We start from the raw sequence: 22103 nt of genomic DNA, 5'->3' as shown, positions 1-22103 counted from the left end.
TCCTCCCGGCGTCGTTGGCGTGGCTATTGGATGGAGTCGGGTCTGGACACCATCCGCGCGGCCGGGCATGGCCCCGCCGCGGGCCTTGCGGACACCGCGCCACCGCCCCTGGCCCGGTCGGTAGATCGAGGGATCAAACCTTGTGCATGTTCCTGTTCTTGCGGGGTCCCGCGCCGCCGCCGTCTCACTGCGGCGTTGCAGGAGCGAATCGCCAACTGTTCATGCTGGCCGCTCCTCTATTGCGGTTAGTTCGGCCGCCGCGTGGCCGAGGTCGCGGCCCCGTGGCGTCAGACGGTAGATCCGTCTCCGGCCGCGGTCGGCGATCCGCGCCATCCCGTCGTCCTCGAGGGAACGAATCGCCCGACTTGCTCGCCGCGCCGGACAGCCGAGAACCCGCTGCACCGCGGTAGGACCGAACAGGGATCCATCGGCGAACGCGGCGAGGACCTTCTTCGCGTCGTCGGTCATTCACCGGCGCGGTGGAACGGGTCCGAGGGTGGGAGCCACGCGGATACGCTCCCGCGCACAAGTCTCGCAGGCGTCCCGCGGACCGATGCAATCTCCGCCGTACCGCAGCCGGCGCCGGGGCCGTGGGCCCCCCACTCACGCTGCCGATCCTTGCGGGTACGCGACCCCGCCCGCGGCTTTTTCACGAGTCCCGCTCTGCCCGAAGACCTGCACGACGGTTCAAATAGGCCGCCTGGAATCCCGCGAAGCTGCCGCGCGTACCGGAATGCACGTTCGCAAACCGACCCGCACCCCCTACACGGGGCGGCACCTGCGCCAGCAAGCGCTCCAGCTCTTCGTTCTCCCCATGGTGCCGGGCACTCGGCACGCCCCCCGCGTCGCAGAGCCCGTCGTGTTGCGACAGAATGTCCCGGGCGCGGTCGTTCGCCTCGAGTATGCGCCCCTGGCGATCCAGCTGGATAATCCCCAACCGCCTGTTCTCCAGCGGTTTGGCCAGCGCCGCGCCCAACGCCTCGGCATCGGCCATCGCACGCCGGACGCGCGCGGACTGGCGCATGCGAGACGCGAGACGCTTGATGGCCCGAATCTGATCGTGCCCCCAGCCTTCGCGTTCCGTGGAATCGCCGAAGGAGATGACGATCGCCCACTCGTCCAGCCCGTCGATCCCCATGAAGAGGCCGTTCGCCGTCTTGTCGGCGCGCCAAGACCTCATTGTGTATGCGGCGGACATCTTCTTCTCCTGGTCGCGACCCGCACCCCTACTACTATTCTAGGGGTTGTCGTATGATTGCGGGGCGACAGGAAACGATACATCGACGATAATCTGGCGATATTCCGGGAAGGGGTGACCGGTGACGACCGATACTGACGCGCTGCTGCGGCGGGTCGAGGTGCTGCGGGCGCGCATCGCCAGGCTGTGCGGGGCCCTCCTGCGGATCAGCGCGAGCCTCGATCTCGACACCGTGCTGCGGGAGGTCGTCGACGGCGCCCGCGCGTTGACGGGCGCCCGCCGCGGCGTGATCACGATGGTCGATGAGCTGGGCAGGGCGCAGCGGTTCCTCAGCTCCGGCATCCCGCCGGACGAGCACCGGCAACTGGCGAACTGGGCCGACGGGCAGCGGCTGTTCGAGCACCTTCGGGACCTTCCGCGCCCGTTGAGAGTCGCGGATCTGCCCGGCTACGTCCGGTCGCTCGGCTTGAGCGCGCCCGTGCTTCCGGGCAAGACGCTGCAGGGCACGCCGATCCGTCATCGGGGCGTGCACTTGGGCAGCCTTTTTCTGACCGAGAAGGAAGGGGGGCGGGAGTTCACGAGCGAGGACGAAGAGATGCTCGTGCTGTTTGCGTCGCAGGCGGGCGCGGCGATCGGCAACGCCCGCGCCTACCGGGACGAGCGGCGCGCGCGGGCGAACATGGAGGCGCTGGTCGAGACCTCGCCGGTCGGCGTGGTGGTCTTCGACGCCGGGAGCGGCGATGCCCTGTCGGTGAACCGGGAGGCGGCGCGGATTGTCGAGGGCCTGCGGATGCCGGACCAGTCCCTGGAGCAGCTGCTTGAGGTGATCACGTGCCGGCGCGCCGACGGGCGCGAGGTCGCCCTCGCGGACTTCACGCTGGCGCTGCGGCTAAGCACCGCCGAGACGCTGCGCACCGAGGAGATCGTGCTCTCGGTCCCCGACGGCCGGAGCGTGAAGACGCTGGTCAACGCCACGCCGATCCATGCGCCGGAGGGCGGGGTCGAGTCGGTCGTGGTCACGATGCAGGATCTGGCGCCATTCGAGGAGCTCGAGCGGATGCGGGCCGAGTTCCTGGCGATCGTGAGTCACGAGTTGCGCACGCCGCTCACCTCCATCAAGGGCTCGGCGGCCACGGTGCTCGCCGCCTCGCCGGGCTTCGCTCCGGCCGAAATGCTGCAGTTCCTCCGCATCATCGACACGCAGGCCGATCACATGAGCGGTCTCATCGGCGACCTGCTGGATGCGGGGCGCATCGCGACGGGCACGCTGTCGGTCGCGCCGGAACCGTCGGAGGCGGTGGCGCTGGTGGACCGGGCGAGGAACACGTTCCTGAGCGGCGGCGGCCGGCACACGGTCCTCGTCGACCTTCCATCGGACCTGCCTCGCGTGATGGTGGACCGGCAGCGCTGCGTACAGGTTCTGAACAACCTCTTCTCCAACGCGGCCAGGCACGCTCCAGAGTCCTCGCCCATCCGGGTCACCGCGGAGCGCGATGGCGTTTACGTCGCGATCTCGGTTTCCGACCGGGGCGGAGGCATTCCACCGGAACAGCTCGCGCACCTGTTCCAGAAGTACGCCGGCGCCGGCGCCGGGGAGCGCGGTCTCGGGGCCGGTCTGGGCCTGGCCATCTGCAAGGGGCTGGTCGAGGCACACGGCGGCCGCATCTGGGCCACGAGCGGCGGGGAGGGCCGGGGTGCCCGGTTCACCTTCACGGTCCCGGTGGCCGATGAAGCCGGCGGCGACCCGGTAGCACCTGCCTCCGCCCGGGGTCGAGCGGTGGCGCGACGGCAGGGCCGGGAGCCGGCGCGCATCCTCGTGGTGGACGACGACCCGCAGGCGCTGCTCCACGTGCGCGACGCGCTCACCGAGGCGGGCTACGCCGCGCTGGTCACGGGCGACCACCATGACCTTGACCGGGTCATCCGGGCGGAGAAACCCCATCTGGTCCTGCTCGACCTGATGTTGTCCGGCACCGACGGCATCCAGCTGATGGAACACGTTCCCGAGCTGGCCGATCTGCCGGTCATCTTCATCTCCGCCTACGGACGGGACGAGACGATCGCGAGGGCGCTTGAAGCCGGGGCCGCCGACTACATCGTCAAGCCGTTCTCGCCGACGGAGCTGACGGCGAGGATCCGGTCGGCGCTAAGGAGGCACACCCAACTCGAACCCTTCGTGCTGGGAGAACTCGCCATCGACTACGAACGGCGCCGGGTGACCTTGGCCGACCGCCCGGTGGCGCTGACGGCCACCGAGTACGAGGTGCTCCGCGTCCTGTCGGCCAACGCGGGACGGGTCTCGACGCACCGCTCGCTGCTCCGCCAGGCGTGGGGACGGGCTGAAGGCCACGGCGACCCGAAGCTCGTGCACGCCGTCGTGAAGAGGCTACGCCGCAAGCTGGGCGAGGACGCGGCCCGGGCGGCCTACATCCTCAACGAGCGCGGGGTCGGCTACCGCATGCCCGCACCGCGCGAGGAGTAAGGTAACGGCGGGCGGCGGAGACCCAGCCCCAACGTTGGGAATGGGCTCGCGGGCATTCCCACGCACGGACGTGCGGACTTCCGCACCGACGGCTTTCTCCCCGGACATCGCCTCAGCATGAGTTCGTCGGCCACCCGCTGCGCTCCGTGCGTCGGGTGCGCCAGCGCATGGGCCGGGATCGCCTCCTCCACCTCCGACGCCACGCGGTTCGGGTGCGGTCCTCTCGCCCCGGGCATGCGATCCAGCAGTCCCTCGGCCCCGTACCGCGGAGGAGAGAAGAATGACCACCGTCCAAGCCGCGAAGATAGCGCGGCGGAAGCTGTCACTGCAGAACTGGCCCAGGAACTCGGCAGCGTGTCGAAGGCGGGCCGGATCGTGGGTTACGGCCGGCAGCAGTTCTACGAGATCCGAAGGAACTTCCAGGTGTGTTCTAGAACGGTAAGCGGAATACCCGAGGCTCAAATCACGGCGAGAAACCACGTAAGTTCAAACAGGACTGCACGATCTGCCATTCTTGCCGTTTGACGAGATCTGACTCCTCCGTGTCACTATAGCTGGAAGAACGGGATCGATTGGCGGGAATCGGTCGCGTCAGTCTCGTCTTCGCCGACATCGCCGAGCTTGGGAGCTTGACTTCCAATAGTCCCGCCCGTCGTCCCTGAGGCGCTGTAGCGCACCGATGGCCCTATTTGATGATTCCTCCCCGTAGAGTAACCCTTCAAGACCTAACCAGGGCAAGGCTGGTGGCGCGTAACCCGACACCCGACAGTGGATGCTGCCCGCTACCGCAACGGAGGCCCGAGGCCCGCGGCGAAGCGGTATCCGACGCCGTGCGCGTTGAAGATGTAGGTGGGGTTGGCCGCGTCGTCGCCGAGCTTCTTGCGGAGCTTCTTGACGACGGTGCGCACGCGATCGGTGTCGTCCGAGCCCCGGCGTCCCCACACCTGCCGGAGGAGCGCCTCCGTGCTCACGACCCGTCCCCCGCCTGCCGACAGGACGCGCAGCAGCTCGTATTCCGTGGTCGTGAGCGGAACCTCGCGGCCTGCGACGCTCACGCGTCGCAGGCCGTAATCGACGGCGAGTTCCCCGTGCACGAACGTCTCGGGCACGGCTTTGTTCCGTAGCGCCGCCTGGACCCGGGCGACGAGCTCGGTCGGCGAGAACGGCTTGACGATGTAGTCGGCCGCGCCGCTCTGGAGCGCCGCGGCGATGGTCTCGTCCCGGCCGTAGCCGGAGATGAAGATGACCGGAAGATCGGACAACTCGGGGACCCGCCGCATCAGCTCGATCCCGTCCGTCCCCGGCAGCATGAGGTCAAGCAGCACGAGGCGGGGCTTCTCGGCGCGGATCAGGCGGCCCAGCCCGTCCGGATCGCCCGTGACGAGGGGGGCGTATCGCGCATCGGAGAGGACGGCCCGCACGTAGCGGAGCGTCTGCGGGTCGTCGTCCACGACCAGGATGCGCGTTTTCTCCCGCCCCGCCCCCGGCGTGCGCGTCGGGCCGCGGAGCGGGGTCGCTGCGGGTGCGGTCTCCCCGGCCGCGGGGATGGTGAACGTGAACCGCGCGCCCTGCCCCGTCCCCCCGCTCTCGGCGCGGATGCGGCCGCCGTGCGCCTCGACGAGTCCCTTGCAGATCGCGAGCCCAAGGCCGGTGCCTCCGGCCGGGCTGGCGCGCTTGCGGAACAGGTGCGGCAGCCGGTCCGGCGGGATGCCGCGGCCCTCGTCCGAGACCGAGATCGCGATATGGCCGTCCTCGCCCGCCGCTTCGAGGCGGATCGGCGAGGAGGGCGGAGCGTGACGGGCCGCGTTCGACAGCAGGTTGTTGAGCACCTGCACGATGCGCTCGCGGTCGGCCATCGCCCGCGGCAGGTCCGGCGGGAGGTCGATGAGGACCGCCTGCCGGCCTCCGCCGCTCAGGAACGTGTTGCGGGCCCGGTCCACGAGGACCGCCACGTCGGAGGACTCGGGCTGGACGGTGAGCGTGCCCGCCTCGATGCTGCCCGCGTCCAGCAGGTCCGCGATCAGGCCCCGCATGTGGTCGGCCTGCCCGCCGATGATGCGGAAGAACTGCACCATCTCGGCCTGGGAGGGGAGCGTGGCGGCGTCGAGCACGGTCGCCGCCGAGCCCTTGATCGAGGTCAGCGGGGCGCGGAGCTCATGACTCACCATGCCGAGGAACTCCGCGCGCTGCCGCTCCAGCTCCTCGAGCGGCTCCAGGTCCTGCATGGTGACGACGACCGACACGACCCGTCCGTCCGGCGAACGGATCGGCGTGACGTTGACGAGCGTCCGGACGCTCCGCCCGTCGGGCACCGAGAGCTCGACCTCCTCGGCCCGCATCGTCTCCGCGTGCCCGAGCTGCCGGGACAGGGGGAGCTTCTCGAGGGAGACCTCCCGCCCGTCCGGGTGCGTGCACGTGATCACTTCGAGCAGTTGCTCGGGCGGACGGCCCGGGGTGCGGAGCGCCTCGACGATGCGCCTGGCCTCGCGGTTGAACGACACCGGATGGCCGGTTGCGGCGTCGAACACCGCGACGCCCACCGGCGAGGTCTCGATGAGTGCCGCCAGGTCGGTCCGCGCCCGCTCCACGTCCCGGTGCGTGCGCGCGTTGGCGATCGCGGTGGCCGCCTGCGAGGCGAACAGGACCAGGACCTCCTCGTCCGCGTCGGTGAACGCCCCGCCGTCCTCCTTGTCGGCGAGGAAGAAGCTGCCGAGATGCCCGCCGCCGCGGCGCATCGGCGTCCCCTGCATCGTCTTCGAGCCCCAGGGGTTCGGGGAGAGGCCGAGCGAGCGGAGGTAGTCGTCAACGTCCGCCACCCGGAGAGGGGCCGGAAGGTCGCGGAGGTGCCGGAAGAGCCGTTCGCCGTCGGGCCACTCGTCCATCTTCCGGCGCTCCTCCTCGGCAAGGCCGGAGGTGACGAAGTCCTCGACCCGTCCCCGTCCGTCGATCGTCGTGATCACGCCGGTCCGGGCACCGGTGAGAGCCCGGGCGCTCTCGACCACCTCCTCGAGCACGGTGGCCAGGTCGAGGCTCGCGCTGATGCGCAGGATCGCCGCGCTCAGCCGCGAGATGCGCTCATCGGACACACCGCTCCCGGGACCGGCCGGGTCTGGATCGTTCAATGCTCCACTTCCCGCAGAAGGGTGAGGCGAAGCCCGCTAGAGGCTCCGACCGATCGGTCCGGCCAGGTTCCGCCGGACCAGACGGGAGTGGAGGATAGCGCGTTCCGCGCAAGAAGTCACTAACAGATCACCAGACTTTGTCTGTAAATCACAACTCAGTCACCAAATAGCGCGTAGCTTTCCGGATAGCTCTCGATAATTGTAGTTATCGAGAGTAAACTGCGGCAACTCTTGTGACCAGAGAGCCCCCCGTGTTCTTCGGGGCTCATCTGCGTTTCTGAAGCCGTGCCAGCTGTGCGGCGCCGTTGCGCTTGGCGAGCAGCCGCTCGCCGTAGCGCTGCACCATCCGGGCGCTCTTCCAGCGTCCGGCCTGCATGATCGCGGGGATCCCGATCCCCTTGGCGATCATGTCCTGAGCCGCGCCCACGCGGGGGCTGTGCCCGGAGAGCCGCCGCACGATCCGCGCCGGGAGCCCGGCCCGTTCGGCCATCGCCTTGTAGATGCGCGGCACTTGGCTCTCATGCAGCCGGCCGCCCAGCGTGCCGTCCTTGCGCATCGAACGGAAGAGCGGCCCGCCACCGATCCCGCTCGCGCTCAGCCACTCCGAGAGCAGCCTCACGCTGTCTCGGTGCAGGTAGAGCATCGCGCCGCCGCCCTCCGGATCGGTCTTCGCGCGGCGCACGAGGAGCGAGGCCGAGCCGCCCCTATCCATCGTCACGTCAACGACTTGCAGCGCGACCAGCTCGGAGCGGCGGAGCATGGCGTCGTAGGCCACGGCCAGAATCGCTCGGTTCCTGACGTCGATCGCCCGGTCGCCCGCGGCCTCCATCAGGCGCCGGCGGAGCGTCCAGGTCAGTCCCCGCACCTGCCTCTGCCGGCACCCCCTCCGCCGGTGCATCCGCTTAAGCGCCCGCCTCACGGTCACGTGCTCGAGAGGGCTCCGCTCCCCGGCCGCCTTGTGCACGGTGGCGACGCTCGACACGTAGCGTCGCACGGTGGCCGGCGCTCGCTCGCTCGCCATCGCCTCGACGTAGGCCACCATCGTGCCCGCGCGCGCGGGCAGCGGAGAACGCCCCCGCTCGGCGCACCACGCCGCGAACCGTTCCAGGTCCGCTCGCACCGCTCGCACGGTATGGCCGCTCAGGGCGCCATCGGCGGCTTCCAGGTAGGCGGTCAGTCGCTCGCCGAGCTGTGACCGCGAAGTGGCCGGGTCGGGACGGTCGGACACGCCTCCTGGCGCCGAAATCCGCATAAGTGCCCCCTGCACAATGACATACAGCAAAACGGTTTGCTCTCGATAACTACAATTATCGAGAGCTAAATCCGCCCGCGGAAACCGCCAGGGGAACCAGCGAAGGAGACATCGCGATGACTAGGACACCTGACGGACGCGGCCGCGAGCGCCGCACGGGTACCATCTTGCCGAGCGTCTCAAGCGCGAGGGAACACGGCTGCCCGCCTCCACGGCCTGAGCACCTGCCGCCCCGCCGGGGCGGCCGTCCCTCTCCTTACACACCACCCGGCGGCAGCGGCCACCATGTCCAGATTCGCGCCGCCAGCACCTCTCCTGCTCCGCGGCAGCGCTGTGGCCCGCCTCGACCGACGCGTTCAAAGCCGCAGGGGGCATCCGCCGCCACCGGTCCCGGCAGGGGCGGTCCGCAGCCGCTCGTGCACGCGTTGCTCGTTACCCTCGCCCTGCTGCTGCCGCCGGGGGTGGCCCAGGCGCAGGAGATCTCGCTGGTCTCGAACATCACGGAGTCGCACACCGGCCTGCAGAACGTATTTCCCCCGGATTATACAATTGGGACTATTGAACTCGGCGAGAAAAGAAATGCCCAGCGGTTCACGACCGGATCGAATCCGGCGGGATACACGCTCCAGAGCGTCGTGCTGAACCTGCTCGAAGGTAGTGGCACGGGGCAGGTGGTGCGGGTAGCGATCCACGACGACGGCAGTTCCGGCAATCCGGGGACCCTGCTGGCCGTGCTCGACAGTCCTGCCGACCCCATTGGAGACAACTCGGGCACGGCGGGAAACCGGACGTTTGCGGCCCCAAGCGCGCTCTCGCTCAACGCCGATACGGAATACTGGGTCGTGGTATCGAATACCACGACTGACAATTCTTACTTCGATATTTCCGTGACTAATTCGAACAATGAGACAACCGCACACGGATTCAGCATCCGGGATTCGCGTCACGGGGGGACACCAGGCAGTTGGCTGGAGGACAACAACACCAAACTGAGGATGGAGGTCCGCGGCACGGTGGTGATCCCGACGGGGCTGGAAGTGACGCTGCATCTGAGCGACAACGAGCCCCACGAGGACCTCCTGGCGGTCACGGTGACGGCGACGGCCTCGCCCGCCTCGCCCGTGGCCTTCACGGTGGAGATCTCGGCGAGCCCGGTGGCGCCGGCGACCGACGACGACTTCGAGCTGAGCACGAACCGGACGCTGAGCTTCGCGGCGAACGCGACCGGGAGCACCGGGACGGTGAGGATCAGTCCGGTTAGCGACGAAGACCCCGAGCCGAACGACGTGGTGAAGGTGTCCGGCGTCGTGTCGAACCCGGCCATACCGAACCCGGACGACGTGAGGCTGACCATCCTGAACGACGATGCGGACCTTCCCCAGGACATCGCGATCGACGCGCCGGCGGCCGTGGACGAGGGCGCGGGGACGGCGAATGTGACCGTGACGCTCACGACCCGGCAGAACACCGCGCCGGTGATCGACGCGCAACTGTTCTATCGGCAGCGCCCGGGAACGGCAACGCGCGGCGACGACTACACCAGGCCGCAGGGCCTGGGCAACCGTATCGCCATCGTGCCGGTCTCGGAGTTCTCGGCCAACGCCGACGGCACGGCCTGGGTGGCGCGGCACTCCTTCGAGATCGGCATCGTCGACGACGGGGAAGCCGAGGCGGACGAGACCATCGTGTTCGAAATCTACATTATCAGCGACAACCGCGGGACCGAGCAAACTATCGTCATCCGCGACGACGACACGCCGCCGGCGGTGAGCATTGCGGCGGCCAACCCGACGGTCCTGGAGGAGCAGCCCGCGGTATTCACCCTGAGCCGCACCGGTGCCACGGGGTCGGCGCTGACCGTGACGGTGGCGCTGACGGAGCAGGCGGACCGCGACGTGCTGCCGGACGGGGCCGCGACGCAGCGGACGGTAACGTTCGCGCGCGGCTCCTCCACGGCGGCGCTGACGGTGGAGCTGGAGAACGACGATCTCACCGAGCCGGACGGCGACCTGACCGCGGCGGTGCGGGCCGGGGCCGGGTACACGGTGGGCGACCCGTCTACCGCCACCGTGACGGTGGTGGACGACGACGGGCCGACGGCGCCGGTGATCGAAGACATCGAGGTGGTCTCGACGCCGCGGCTGCGGTGGCGGAACAGCAGGGAGGAGGACACCTACGGCGAGGGCGAGAACATCCGCATCGAGGTGCGGTTCGACCAGACGGTGCACGTCGAGGGCGAGCCGGCGATGGCGCTCGAGGTGGGCGACCCCTGCGGGTCGGTGTGCGAGGCCCGCTACGAGTCGGGGAGCGGCACCAACACGCTGGTGTTCGCGTACCTGGTGCTGGTGGTCGACCTCGACCGCAACGGCGTCGCGATCCCCGCCAACCCGATAGGCGAGTCGATCGACAAATTCGACGGCTTCAGCATCCGCAACGACTGGGACCAGGAGGCGCGCCTTTCCTACAGGAGGGAGGGCACGAAGAGCGGCCACAGGGTGGACGGGACGCGGCAGGCGGCGCCGTACTTGTCGGTGGAGGACGCCGAGGCGCACGAGGCCGACGGCGAGATGGCGTTCACGGTGCGCCTGGAGCCGCACGGCCTGGGCATCGTGACGGTCGAATACGCGACGCGCGACGGCTCGGGGGACACGGGCGCGAAGGCGGGCCTGGACTACACGGAGACGAGCGGCACGCTGCGGTTCAATCCGCTGGAGACCGAGCGGACGGTGACGGTGCCGATCATCGACGACGACGAGGAGGACGACGGCGAGACGTTCACGCTGAGGCTGTCGAACCCGGACGGCGCGAGGCTCAGGGACGGCGACCGCGCGGCCAGGGGCACGATCCGCAACAGCGACCCGGCGGCGCTGTCGGCGAGCTTCCCGGCGAGCGCGTTCGCGTCGGCGTCGCACAGCGGCGCGGACGACCGGCCGCAGGTGGTGGTCGCATTCAGCGAGCCGGTGGCGGAGTTCGGGGCGGACACGCGGTCGGTGTCGGTGACGGGCGGCACGGTGGCCTCGGTCCAGCCGCACGCGGAGGACGGCTTGGAGAACGCGTGGGTGTTCTTCCTGGTCCCCGACGGGGGCGGCGACGTGACGTTCGCGCTGGTGGCGGACGCGGCGTGCGCCTCGGGCGGCATCTGCACGGCCGGCGGGAAGGTGCTGACGCAGGTGCCGGCGGCGTCGACGATCCCGGGTCCGGAGCCGGGTCCGCCGCCGCCGTTGACGGCGGAGTTCCGGGACATGCCGGAGACGCACGACGGGGAGAGCGCGTTCACGTTCAGGATCGCGTTCAGCGAGCCGCTGAGCTGGATGAACGGCCGGCGGTTGCGGGAGGACGTGGTGGCGGTGGCCGGTGGCCGGGCGACGTCGGCCAGTCGGGTGAACCGACGCAGGGACCTGTGGGAGTTGACGCTCGAGCCGGATTCGCCGTCGGACGTGACGGTGACGGTCGCGGCGGGGGCGGCCTGCGGTACCCCGGCGGCGGTCTGCACGAAGGACGGCCGGGCGCTGTCGGAGACGATCTCGGCGACGGTGGAGGGTCCGGTGAACACGACGGTGCCGCGGATCACGGCGGTGCAGGTGACGTCGGTACCGAAGCTGGAGCGGGACACCTACGGGCTCGGGGAGACGATCCGGTTCACGGTGTCTTTCAGCGAGCAGGTGGAGGTGACGGGGAGGCCGCACTTCACGTTCTCGCTGGGCAACCGGAGCGCGACGCGGCGGGTGGACGCGCCGTACGAGTCGGGGAGCGGCACGGCGGCGCTGGTCTTCGGCTACGTGGTTCAGGAAGGCGACGAGGACAACAACGGGATCTTCCTGGTCGACGGCGACGCGCTGGGCCGTGCCGGTCCGGTGGCGCTGGACGCGGGGGAGGCGATCGCGGCGTTGGGGGGCGGCGTGGACGCGGACCTCTCCTCGTCGGTGCGGGGGACCGAGCGCGACCACAAGGTGGACGGCTCGCGCGCCCCGGCGGCCAGTGCCCCCATGAGGGAAGACCTGGCCGCGCGCGCCTGCTCGGCGCTGGCCGGCGGAGACGGTCTGGCCCCGGGCAGGGCGGCGGCGGCGTTGTGGAGGGACGGAGATATGGACAGTGACCAGCTCGCCGCCCTGGACGATATGGGGAACGGGAACGGAACGTATGACCTCGGTGATCTGCTTGCCTGGATCAACCGCTGCCGGCCGGGATCCGGGTCGGCTGACGGCGCGGGACCACCGCCTTCCGCTCCCCCCGCGATGCCGGCGTCGCAGCCGGCGCGAGAGGCCAGCCAGCGGCGAAAGGGCGCGCGCGGCCCCGCCCGCCGCCGCCGAGCGGCTGCGGACCCGCCCACCGCCGGTTCCCGGACCCGGCGGTCCGGGTGGTTGCGGACGGCGCTGCTGGCCGTCGTAACCTTGGCCTGGGGCTGCGGGGACGGCATCGTCGGCCCGCGGGCTGACACGCCCGGCCATGACGCAGTGGGCGCGGCGTTCACGGATCCCGGCCCTCTGCAGGTCCGGTTGACGGCCCCGCCGCGGGCCCGCGACATCGGAGCCATGCTGGTGATCGAGGGTCCGGCCATCGACTCGGTGCAGGCGCCGGGCCTCGAGATCTTCGAGACGGACGAATCGTCCTCCATGCGGCGCGAGGTCGTCATCGCCGGAGCGCTCCCGCCGGACGCGCCGGTGCTGCGGGTCTGGGTGCCCCACCGGGGCGATGAGGCACGCTACCGCGTCAGCCTTCTCCAGGTCGCGGCCGAGGACTTCACGCTTGGGGACCCGGAGGACTACGCGGTCGCCATCGGGCGGTAGCGCGCGGGACGCCCGAGAGGGAAGGATGGTGTGAGAGGGGTGTGCCGGCCGGCGCGCCCCTCTTTCCGTCTGGTGTTCCCGAGGAACCCGGCTCGCCCCGCCTCGCCCGCGGCCCCCGATCCGGTCCTCGAGGACGGTCCGGGCCCCACGGACCCCTGAAACCCGGTCCCACGCCGGTCGGGGCCTGCCCGCGACGGAGGCCCCGGCACTCCCCTTCCCGCGGCGGCTCCCATCCGCCGCCGGCCGCGCTTCGCGACACCTGTTCAACGGGTTCCCCCAAAGTGCTCGCGGGGGCGCTCCGCCACCGCATTGGCGGCGGCCTCCCGGACAGGAGGGACACGTCGGACAACATCGGACAGGACAGACACTTAGGAGATTTCCTAAGAATTGACTTCCTCGAAAAGGCCCTTTCACCGTTAGGGGTCCTGACACGGTTGGAACGGCAGTCATGCAGACGCTGGAGGATCAATTCAACACACGGGTGAATGCGTTCCCGGAAGAGACGGGCATGAGTCCGACGACGCTCGGAATGAGGGCCGTGGGCGACCCCAACCTGATGCGCCAGATCGCGGGCGGCCGCTCGCCGTCGCTCAGGACGGCGGACCGGGTTCTGGCGTTCATCGCAGGCTTCGACCAGGACCCGGGCAGGGCGCAGGCTCCTCCCGGCCGAACCCGGAGGTCGAGGCCCGGGGCGCGGTCGAGGAGAACGCGGAAGAGCGGAGCGGAGACCGAGAACGCGATGGAACGGAGAACGAGACCGCCGACCCGCTTCCTGCGGGTATCGGAGGTGGAGGCCCGGACGGGCCTGTCGCGGAGCACGATCTACCGGTGGTCGGCCGAGGGTCGCTTCCCCCAGGCGATCCGGCTGAGCGAGCGCGTGGTGCGCTGGGTCGAGGCCGAGGTGGAGGACTGGATCCGCGAGCGGATCGCGCGGAGCTCCGGTGTGCGGGCGCATAGGCGGCAGCGTGTGCGAGGGTAAGCCCGGCCCGGGATCCTCGGGCCGCGTGAGCACGCGGAGGAGGCCCGTCCGCCGCGTCGAGTCCGGGCACCCGCGGCGGCGGCGCACGGGCTTGTCGGACGCCGCTAAGGTCGGGGAGCCAGCTTACCCTCCGTGGCCACACTCCGTGTGTCTCCCGGAGGGGCTGGCGGGGGGCTGTGCCCCCTCTGACCCCCGCAACGGCAACGGCGCGCCGTGAGCGCCGGACGCGCCGTGTGGGTGAAGATCCGCTCCAGCGAGGCGGAGCGTGCCGCGTGGCACGCCAAGGCCCGCGCCGCGGGCCTGACGCTGTCGGATCTGATTCGCCGCTCGATTGGCCGGGCGCACACCTGGACCGTGGCGCACGCCGAGGTGGAGCGCGAGCGCACGCGGGAGGTGGCGCGCGTCGGCAACAACCTCAACCAGATCGCTCGGTGGGCCAATACGCACAAGGGGGCGGTCGAGGCCGTCGAGGTGATCGGCCACCTCATCGCCATCGAGCGGGCGCTCGCCGCGCTGGCTCGCTTCGAGAGTTCGGACTCCGATGCACATTAGGTTTCTGGCCCGCGGGACCGGCTCGGCACGGGACGCCGCTGGCTACCTCCTCGGGGAGCGGGACGCGGCCGGGAAGCCGCGCGAGGGCGTCGAGGTGCTGCGCGGGAACCCGGACATGGTGGCCGCCGTGGCCGACACGCTGGCGTTCGAGCACAAGTACACCTCCGGCGTGATCGCCTGGGCCCCGGAGGACGGACCCACCGACGAGCAGATCGAGGCGGTCCTGGACGCCTTCGAGAAGACGGCCTGGGCGGGACTGGAGCCCGACCGATACGCCTGGGCCGCCGTGCTGCACCGCGAGCGCGGCGGAGGCGCTCACGTGCATGTCCTGGCCGCGCGGTGCGACCTGGAAACCGGGCGGAGCCTCAACATCGCGCCGCCGGGCTGGGAGAAGACCTTTGGTCCCCTTCGGGACGCATTCAATCACGAACACGGCTGGGCACGCCCGGACGACCCGGCGCGGGCCAGGGTGGAGCAACCCGGGCACCGCGCCTATGTCGAGGCGGCACGGCTGCGGGCCGGCCTCCGGCTCGAAGCCTCCCCCCGCGACCTGATCCGGGACTACCTGCTCCAGCGCGTCGAGCACGGCACGGTGCGGGACCGTGCCGATGTCGTCTCCGCACTGCGGGAAGCGGGCCTTGAGGTGCCGCGCCAGGGCAAGGATTACCTCACCGCGCTGGACCCCGAGAGCGGGGTCCGGTGGCGGCTGAAAGGAGAACTGTATGGAGAGAACTTCGAGCGCGAACGATTTGACCGAGCGGCTGCGGAGACGGCTGGAGAGCGAGCGCCGGGAGATCGAGGAATTGACCGCGAGCGAGCTCGGGCGGCTCGGCGAGAACTCGCGGCGCGTCGCGAGGAACGCGCTGCGTACAATCGAGCGCGATACGGAGGAGGCGACCGGGCGGATGCGCGGGCTGCTCATGAAGGCGTGGCTCCGGCCCTTCGTCGTCGGCCTGGGTCTCTGGCTCGGCATCTTCGGCGGAAGCTGGGCGACGATGCGGTGGTTGTCGAGGAGCATCCAGGCCCGGATCGAGAGGGTCGCGGAACTGGACTACGACATCAACGAAGCCCGGCGGACGCTCGCGCAGATGGAGGTGGACACCTGGGGGGTCGTCCTGCTGGAGATCGAGGGAGAGCGGGTCGTGGTGCTGCCAGCGGGGACGCTGGACAATACGGGCTGGACCTGGCGCGATCGGCCTGCCGTGAAGCTGTCGAGAGAGTGAGGGAACTGTATGAGCGAGTTGGAACGGCAGTTGACGGCGGCCTTGAAGAGGTTGTCCGCGCAGTACGAGACGGAGCAGCGGCGGCACTCCGGGCAGGTCGAAGCCTTGCGGCGGCGCGTCGAGCGGCAAAGCGGGGAGAACGAAGCCTTGCGGATGCGAATCGAGCGGCTCGACGGGCAAGTGAAACGCTTGGCCGAGTGCTACGGGACGCTCGCCGCGACCTTGTGCTGATGGTGACGGTGATACGCCAGCGCGGGCCGGACCGCGATCATGGTCCGAGCCGGTGATGAACGGGAAATCTGGCGTGGACGGCCCCGCGCAGCGAGCTTTGAGGCGCGCAGATCGTGCAGTCCATCACGAGAGGAATCGAATGATGGCACGCACGAAACGAAGTCGGCGCAGTTACGGCGCCGGCGAATGGGGCCGGAACCGGGTGAGGGTGTTTCCCGATCCCAAGACCGGCTTGTACCAGATCGAGTGGCGCGATAACGGGCGCAGGCTCACCCGGTCGCTCAAACACCGCGACTGGGCGAGGGCCAAGAGGCAGGCGGATGAGGTTGCCGCTGGCTTGACGGTCCACGAGCCCAACGGCAAAGCCGACTCCGAGCCCGAGCCGCTCACCCTGGAGATGCTTTTTGACATTTACGGTGAGGAGGTGACGCCCACCAAGGGCGAGCGGACCCAGCAGCGTGACCGAGTCGCGACGGCGATGTTCCTTCGCTTTTTCAGCAGGGACCGCGACCCGGCGACGCTTTCGCAGCGCGACTGGGACCGCTTCATCCGGCAGCGCCGCGCGGGAAGGATCGGCGTCTCAGGCAAGCCCGTGGGCAACCGGACGATCGAGTGGGACCTGACGTTCCTGCTCGCGGTCCTCAACTGGGCCGAGAGGTCGAGGGACGAGCGAGGCCGCCTGCTCCTCGACCGGAACCCGCTGAAGGGCCTCAGGAAGCCCAAGGAGAAGAACCCCACCAGGGTCGTCCTTTCCGAGGAGGAGTACCAAGCGCTTCTCCGGGTTTCTCGGCAGGTCGGCTGGCGATTCCACGTCGCGCTCGTGCTCGCGCATGAGACCGGACACCGGATCGGGGCCATCCGCAAGCTCAGGTGGGCTGATGTTGACTTCGAGGGCGGAGTGGTCCGGTGGCGCGCGAAGTACGAAAAAACCGGATACGAACACCGGACGCCGGTGACGACCGAGGCGATCGCCGCCTTGGAAGAGGCGCGACGCATGAGCAATGGCACCGCGGACGCGCCGGTGCTGCCCGCCCCGAGGGATCCGTCGAGGTGCTTGGGCCACATGTCGGCACACCGCATGTGGAACCGGGCGGAAACGCTCGCGGAGCTGGAGCCGAAGCACCGCCGGGGCTGGCACTCTTTAAGGCGCAAGTTTGCGTCCGACCTCATGGACCAGCCGCTGAAGGTGCTCTGCGAGCTGGGCGGCTGGAAGAACGCCCGGACAGTGCTTACCTGCTACCAGCGACCCAACGAGGGACAGCTCAGGAAGGCCCTGGAAAACCGCCACAGGGTTCGCCCCTGAGATCCCATTCGGCGGGAATCATTCGGCGGGAATCCGGCCAGCAAAGCTGCTAAGCCCAACGGTTACAAACAGATGCCTGCCCGACGGTATCTGCACGGTAATCACCTGACAGCTGCCCCCGAAAAGGGGGACGGTGGCCACCCGGCCTCCGCCGCCGGTTAGTTGAGGAGTGCTCAAACAACTCAACAACGACAAGGACATCGTCGTCCTGGGGGATTTCAACATCCCGAGCGTCAACGACGCGACCTTCCGGGCGATTACGAGCAAGGGGCTACGCGTACCCGCAGCGCCCCGGGGGCGCGCGGGGCACCAATCTGCGACGGAACAAGCGGTACGATCAGAACCTGCATTGCCCGCGTGAGACGAAGTCCTTCACCGACCGTGGCGGGGTTGTCGATTTCTTCAAGGGCAACTTCGGTCCGCTCTTCCCAGGTATCGAGATTACCAAGGACGAGGCCACCTGTCGGCCGTCCGACCACCTGCCACTCTGGATCGAGGTGAACGTGGATACGGCCGACGAGGTCCTCGACCAGGTCACTTCCCGGGCACGTGAGCGCGCGCGGGCGTGGACATCAGTGGACATCAGTCGTGAGGGAACTAGCCCCAAGACAAGCGTGATTCGTCGCGGACCCCTGTTAAAGAGTACCGGAAAGGCCTATCCTGATTGTAGATAGAGGATTCGGGCGCGGACGCCCGGTCCCAACCAGGAGGCCTTTCCGGTGAAGAGAATATCGCATCGCAAGAGCAGGAAGAACAGTGCCCGGCGGAAGCGGAAGGTTCGGGCGCGGCACTGTAAGGCGGGACGCCGGCGGGCGCGGGCGAAGCCCGTGTTCTCGGCGGGCGCGGTCCACTACGAGATCGGGGCGCGGACGAGCGCGATGAGCTTCGGGGGCATCGGCGCCGTGCGGCGGCTGGTGGCGAAGCTGGGGCTGGCGCGGGAGATCGACGCCCGGCTGACCTCTTGAAGAGACGCCTGCCGTACCACGAGTCGGACCACGTGCCGGACATCGCGTACAACCTGCTGTGCGGGGGCGCGCGGCTGGAGGATCTGAACGGCCTGCGCCACGACGCGGCCTACATGGACGCCCTGGGCGCGGAGTTGATCCCGAGTCCGACGGCGGCGGGCGACTTCACGCGGCGCTTCTCCGAGTCCGACGTGATCGAACTCATGGAGTGCGTCAACGCGGTCAGGCCGCGGCTGTGGCGGGGCCGGGGCCGGGATCTGCCGGGGCCGGTGGCCTATATCGATGTGGACGGGACGCCGGCGCCCACGCTGGGGAAGAAGAAGGCGGGCATGGACCAGTCCTACAAGGGGGTGTGGGGCTACCACCCGCTGGTCGTGTCGCTGGCCAACACGGACGAGGTGCTCTACGTGGTGAACCGGCCGGGCAACGCCGTGAGCCACTCCGGCGCGGCGGAGTGGATCGACCGGGCCATCGGCCTCGTGGCCCCGTATGCCGAGCGGGTGTGCGTGCGCGGGGACACCGACTTCTCTCTGACGGTGAACTTCGACCGCTGGAGCGAGAAGGCGGACTTCATCTTCGGCTACGACGCCCAGCCGGCGATCGTGGCGCGCGCCGAGGCGCTGGAGGCGGACGCGTGGACGCGCCTGGAGCGCGAGCCGCGCCATGTGTCGCCGACGGGGAAGACGCGGAGCAAGCGGGAGGACGTGAAGGGACGGATCGTGCGCGAGCGCGGTTACGTGAACAAACGGCTCAACTTCGAGGACGTGGCCGAGTACGACTACCGGCCGGGGAAGTGCCGCGGGACGTACCGGATGGTGGTGGTGCGCAAGAACACCGGCAAGATGAAGGGCGAACTCACGCTGGTCGACGAGATCCGCTACTTCTTCCACATCACCACCCGGAGGGACCTGAGCGCGGCCGAGGTCGTCCGGCTGGCCAACGCCCGCTGCGACCGGGAGAACGTGATCGCGCAACTCAAGAACGGGGTGAACGCGCTGCGGGTGCCGGTCTACGACCTGGTCAGCAACTGGGCCTACATGGTGATGGCGGCGCTGGCGTGGAACCTGAAGAGCTTCCTGGCCATGATGATGCACCTCAAGGCCGACCGCCGGAAGTACGTCGCCATGGAGTTCAAGCGCTTCATCCGCGAGATGATCCTCGTGCCCTGCCAGGTCATCCGCCGCTCCCGGCGGACCACGCTCAGGATCATCGGCTGGCAGCCCACCACCGACCGGCTGTTCAGCACTTGGCGCACCATCGAACGGACCCGCTTCGGCTAACGCCGCCCCCCCGGCTCTCCCGCTCCTTAGACGCCGACGCCGACTCCGACTCCGCCGCCGGGACCGGTGTCTCCCGGCGCCAAATCACGCCCCCGAAAGCCCCACCAGCCCGAGCGAAGCACCCCGCTCCTCCGCCCCGGCGCCACCAAAACATGGCTTCCCGGCAGGCGCTTCGGTCCATAATCCGCCATCCAACGTCATAGTGACGCCTCGCCAGCCCTACTCGCTTGTTTTAGGACTAGCTGTGCTAGGGGACGCCGCCGAACGTTCGCGCGCGCATCGGCGTCGCCCCTCGGGACAGCTTCCTTACGGCAGCCACTCCGTGGCGTCCGGGAGGCCGCGGCTGAACAGGATCTCAAGTCCGGGCTCGGGTGACAGCGCGGCGGCTTCGGCCCGCGTCATGGTGGACGGGAGGTCACGGTAGATCGCCCGGATCTGGCCGGTACGCGGATTCCGGATCATGGCTGCCGGACGCTCGGTCTGCGCGTCCAGCGAAACGGAGCCGTCGGGTCCCGTAAGCGTTATGCGCCGGAGCCGCCCCGCCCACGAGGTCTGCGCGGGGACGGCGAAGGCAAACGATGCGCCTCCCTCGCCGTCGAAGCTCCGGGGCATGTCGAAGCTCAACGAGAAGAGCGTGGCTCCATCGGAAGCGACGCCCGTGACGCGGTACGGGCCGGACGACGACGGCAAGGCGGCCGGCGCATCCAGCACGAACGCGGGTTCGAGGAAAGGCGCGCCGTTCGGTTCGGTCCCGCCCCAGACGAGGAGCGACGGGCCCGCCGCGGTCGCCGCCGCACTCTCGCTACCCTCCACTTCGAAGCGGTAGCGCAGCATGTTCGCATGGAAGTACTCGCTGACCCACACGTCGGGGCCGCAGTACGACATGAAGTCGGGTTTGGTCGGCGGGACGAGCGCGCCGTCCTCGAAGTCGTACCCCCACGCGCCGATCGAGCCGTCGCGATGGGGATAGGCGAAATCGATGTTGGTCTGATTGGGACCGCAGGGAGCATGGCGCAGGCCCAGGTTGTGTCCGAGTTCATGAACCATGACCCAGGCGTCGGGTATCGCGAAGGTCGACCGGCCCGGCTCACCGATGGATATGCCGGGGAAGTCCGCCTGGCTCTCCGGGAGGGTCGCCATGTAGTACCCCTGCCCCCGTTCCGCGACCCGGATCGCTTCCGTCTCCTGCACCAACGCGTGGGGGTGGGTCGAATTCGTCGTCACGGGCTCGTGGACCGTCAGGTCCAGCTCACGCACCGGCATGAGCGTTCGTATGGCCCACAGCAGCGGGTCTTCCGCCTCGAGCCCGTCGGTAATGTCGAGGAGGGACGAATCGGGGGCCGGAGCGTAGAGCAGCGGGATCAGCGTAAGGGCCAGGACGGGCATCTCCCGCACGTCCACGTCGATCCGCCCCGTCTCGGGTATGCGCCTGGCCACGCCCAGCGCCGCGTCCAGCGTGCCGTCGGGGTCGATCTCCACCGCCATCTCGAGCCCGGGACGGATCACCGAGGCGGGAATCACGGCGTTCGCCGACGAGGTCAGCGAACTCTCATCGACCCGATCGCGGATGAACGACGCGTCGGAGCTGATCTCCACCACCTCCGCCTCCGCTCCGTCCAGGTAGAAGGTCGCCCGGACCGGGGGCATGGGTTGCCCCGCGGCCTGCGGCGCGACCGCGAATACGCGCAGCAGCGCCTCCTCGTCCGCGACGAGCGGGACCGGGAACCGGCGCGACTGCACCGCCTGCGTCAGATACGCGGTCGAACCGGACGCCAATGCCTCGCAAGGCTGGACCCGCTGAGTTTGCACAACCCTTAGCCATCCCCAGAATCGCTCATCATCGGGCCCGCACAGCTCCGTGCCCCCGGTCAGGAGCAGGTCCAGTCCTTCAATCCGGGTGAGGCTGTGCGGGAGGGTTCCCGACATGTTGGTGTTCGTCAGGTTGAGGGCGGTGAGGGTCGAGAGTCGGCCGATGTCCTCGGGTACGGGGCCCGTGACCGGATTGTCGGCAAGACTCAGGCTGGAGAGGTGTCTCATGCCGGTGAGCCCGGGCGGGAGCGATCCGGAGATGTCGTTCAGTGCGAGATCCAGGTCGCGGAGTTCGGGGAGGTTCACCAGCTCCCGGGGCAACGGGCCCGCCAGAGAGGTCCCCTTCAGAATCAGCCTGCGCAGGCGCGGAAGGGTGGTGAGTTCCGATGGAATCCTGTCCGCGCCGTTGTAGGTGAGGTCAAGCACTTCAAGCATCTCGAGCTGGCCGAATTCGGGTGGTATCGGCCCGTCCAGGCGGTTATACGCGAGGTCGAGCACCCTGAGAAACTCGAGCCGGTGAAGCGCGGGTGAGAGCCGCCCTTCCATCTGATTCCACGACAATTTCAGACTGGTGACACGTCCCCCCGCATCGACCTCCACACCGCACCACCGGTCCAGCGGAGCGTCCGTGAGCCAGCCGCTGTTGCACAGCCAGCCGGTTCCCCCGGCGGCGTTGTAGAACGCCACCAAAGCCGCCCGGTCCGGATCGCCGCCCGGGTCGGGGGGCTCGGGGGGCTCGGGGGGCTTGGGGGGCTCGGGGGCCTCGGGGGGCTTGGGCGGCTCGGGGGGAGCCACGGTCTCATCACCGCACGAAACCACGGCCAGGGCCGAAACCGCGACGGCGATGGCCGGGAGGAGTCTCGACGGCGCCTGCGGCGATTTCGGGCTGATACGATCGATGCCCCTCATTACTCATCTCT

12 protein-coding genes and 4 pseudogenes are annotated in these 22103 nt (G+C 69.3%); 10 read left to right on the top strand and 6 right to left on the bottom strand.

Going from position 1 to position 22103, the window contains the following annotated elements:
* Positions 1–219: 219 nt before the first annotated feature.
* On the bottom strand, positions 220–468 hold the full coding sequence (locus ACOQPP_RS10105) for a hypothetical protein (RefSeq protein ID WP_419166732.1): 249 nt from the start codon (positions 466–468) through the stop codon (positions 220–222).
* 181 nt (positions 469–649) lie between these two features.
* Positions 650–1198 (bottom strand): hypothetical protein, encoded by a 549-nt coding sequence (locus ACOQPP_RS10100; RefSeq protein ID WP_419166733.1) that lies wholly within the window; start codon positions 1196–1198, stop codon positions 650–652.
* Positions 1199–1319: 121 nt separating this feature from the next.
* On the opposite strand from ACOQPP_RS10100, the gene ACOQPP_RS10095 reads away from it, so the two are divergent.
* On the top strand, positions 1320–3680 hold the full coding sequence (locus ACOQPP_RS10095) for an ATP-binding protein (RefSeq protein ID WP_419166734.1): 2361 nt from the start codon (positions 1320–1322) through the stop codon (positions 3678–3680).
* A 110-nt stretch (positions 3681–3790) separates the two neighbouring features.
* Here ACOQPP_RS10095 and ACOQPP_RS10090 read toward each other — a convergent pair.
* Positions 3791–3943, bottom strand: a pseudogene (locus tag ACOQPP_RS10090) (helix-turn-helix domain-containing protein); the annotation flags it as partial.
* A gap of 17 nt (positions 3944–3960) precedes the next feature.
* Between ACOQPP_RS10090 and ACOQPP_RS10085 the strand changes: the two are divergent.
* Positions 3961–4103, top strand: a pseudogene (locus ACOQPP_RS10085) (IS481 family transposase); the annotation flags it as partial.
* Positions 4104–4462: 359 nt separating this feature from the next.
* Here ACOQPP_RS10085 and ACOQPP_RS10080 read toward each other — a convergent pair.
* Together ACOQPP_RS10080 and ACOQPP_RS10075 are read right to left on the bottom strand one after the other, a co-directional pair.
* Entirely contained in the window at positions 4463–6802 is a 2340-nt protein-coding gene (locus ACOQPP_RS10080; RefSeq protein ID WP_420636441.1) for an ATP-binding protein, read from the bottom strand.
* A gap of 265 nt (positions 6803–7067) precedes the next feature.
* Positions 7068–8030, bottom strand: a complete 963-nt coding sequence (locus ACOQPP_RS10075) for a tyrosine-type recombinase/integrase (protein WP_420636440.1) — start codon at positions 8028–8030, stop codon at positions 7068–7070.
* A gap of 440 nt (positions 8031–8470) precedes the next feature.
* Between ACOQPP_RS10075 and ACOQPP_RS10070 the strand changes: the two genes are divergently transcribed.
* The 8 genes and pseudogenes from ACOQPP_RS10070 (at position 8471) to ACOQPP_RS10035 (ending at position 19374) form a co-directional block, all read left to right on the top strand.
* The gene (locus tag ACOQPP_RS10070) at positions 8471–12841 is read left to right on the top strand and encodes a choice-of-anchor R domain-containing protein (protein WP_420636439.1); all 4371 of its coding nucleotides are present in this window, start codon (positions 8471–8473) and stop codon (positions 12839–12841) included.
* Between the two features lie 508 nt (positions 12842–13349).
* A complete protein-coding gene (locus ACOQPP_RS10065) occupies positions 13350–13820 on the top strand; it encodes a helix-turn-helix transcriptional regulator (RefSeq protein ID WP_420636438.1) in 471 nt (156 codons plus the stop codon).
* Positions 13821–14033: 213 nt separating this feature from the next.
* Positions 14034–14372 (top strand): MobC family plasmid mobilization relaxosome protein, encoded by a 339-nt coding sequence (locus ACOQPP_RS10060; protein ID WP_419165457.1) that lies wholly within the window; start codon positions 14034–14036, stop codon positions 14370–14372.
* Positions 14362–14799 (top strand): annotated as a pseudogene (locus tag ACOQPP_RS10055) (relaxase/mobilization nuclease domain-containing protein); the annotation flags it as partial. The gene ACOQPP_RS10060 and the pseudogene ACOQPP_RS10055, both read left to right, overlap by 11 nt.
* Before the next feature lie 295 nt (positions 14800–15094).
* The gene (locus ACOQPP_RS10050; protein WP_420636437.1) at positions 15095–15595 is read left to right on the top strand and encodes a hypothetical protein; all 501 of its coding nucleotides are present in this window, start codon (positions 15095–15097) and stop codon (positions 15593–15595) included.
* A gap of 9 nt (positions 15596–15604) precedes the next feature.
* Positions 15605–15826, top strand: a complete 222-nt coding sequence (locus tag ACOQPP_RS10045) for an MbeD/MobD family mobilization/exclusion protein (RefSeq protein WP_419165455.1) — start codon at positions 15605–15607, stop codon at positions 15824–15826.
* Positions 15827–16028: 202 nt separating this feature from the next.
* Positions 16029–17129 carry a tyrosine-type recombinase/integrase gene (locus ACOQPP_RS10040; protein ID WP_420636436.1) on the top strand — a complete coding sequence of 367 codons (1101 nt, stop codon included), beginning with the start codon at positions 16029–16031 and terminating at the stop codon, positions 17127–17129.
* Positions 17130–17848: 719 nt separating this feature from the next.
* Positions 17849–19374: pseudogene (locus tag ACOQPP_RS10035) on the top strand (IS1380 family transposase).
* A 306-nt stretch (positions 19375–19680) separates the two neighbouring features.
* On the opposite strand, the gene ACOQPP_RS10030 reads toward ACOQPP_RS10035, so the two are convergent.
* Positions 19681–22092 (bottom strand): M66 family metalloprotease, encoded by a 2412-nt coding sequence (locus ACOQPP_RS10030; RefSeq protein ID WP_420636435.1) that lies wholly within the window; start codon positions 22090–22092, stop codon positions 19681–19683.
* Positions 22093–22103: the final 11 nt, after the last annotated feature.

The organism is Candidatus Palauibacter sp. (assembly GCF_965222475.1).
Lineage (GTDB): Bacteria > Gemmatimonadota > Gemmatimonadetes > Palauibacterales > Palauibacteraceae > Palauibacter.
The sequence above is the reverse complement of the archived record's forward strand: the minus strand, read 5'-3'. Positions and strand labels throughout refer to the sequence as shown.

Coding starts and splice junctions, on each gene's coding strand:
- ACOQPP_RS10105 (WP_419166732.1), bottom strand. CDS start 468: ATGACCGACGACGCGAAGAAGGTCCTCGCCGCGTTCGCCGATGGATCC.
- ACOQPP_RS10065 (WP_420636438.1), top strand. CDS start 13,350: ATGAGTCCGACGACGCTCGGAATGAGGGCCGTGGGCGACCCCAACCTG.
- ACOQPP_RS10030 (WP_420636435.1), bottom strand. CDS start 22,092: ATGAGGGGCATCGATCGTATCAGCCCGAAATCGCCGCAGGCGCCGTCG.
- ACOQPP_RS10100 (WP_419166733.1), bottom strand. CDS start 1,198: ATGTCCGCCGCATACACAATGAGGTCTTGGCGCGCCGACAAGACGGCG.
- ACOQPP_RS10045 (WP_419165455.1), top strand. CDS start 15,605: ATGAGCGAGTTGGAACGGCAGTTGACGGCGGCCTTGAAGAGGTTGTCC.
- ACOQPP_RS10050 (WP_420636437.1), top strand. CDS start 15,095: ATGGAGAGAACTTCGAGCGCGAACGATTTGACCGAGCGGCTGCGGAGA.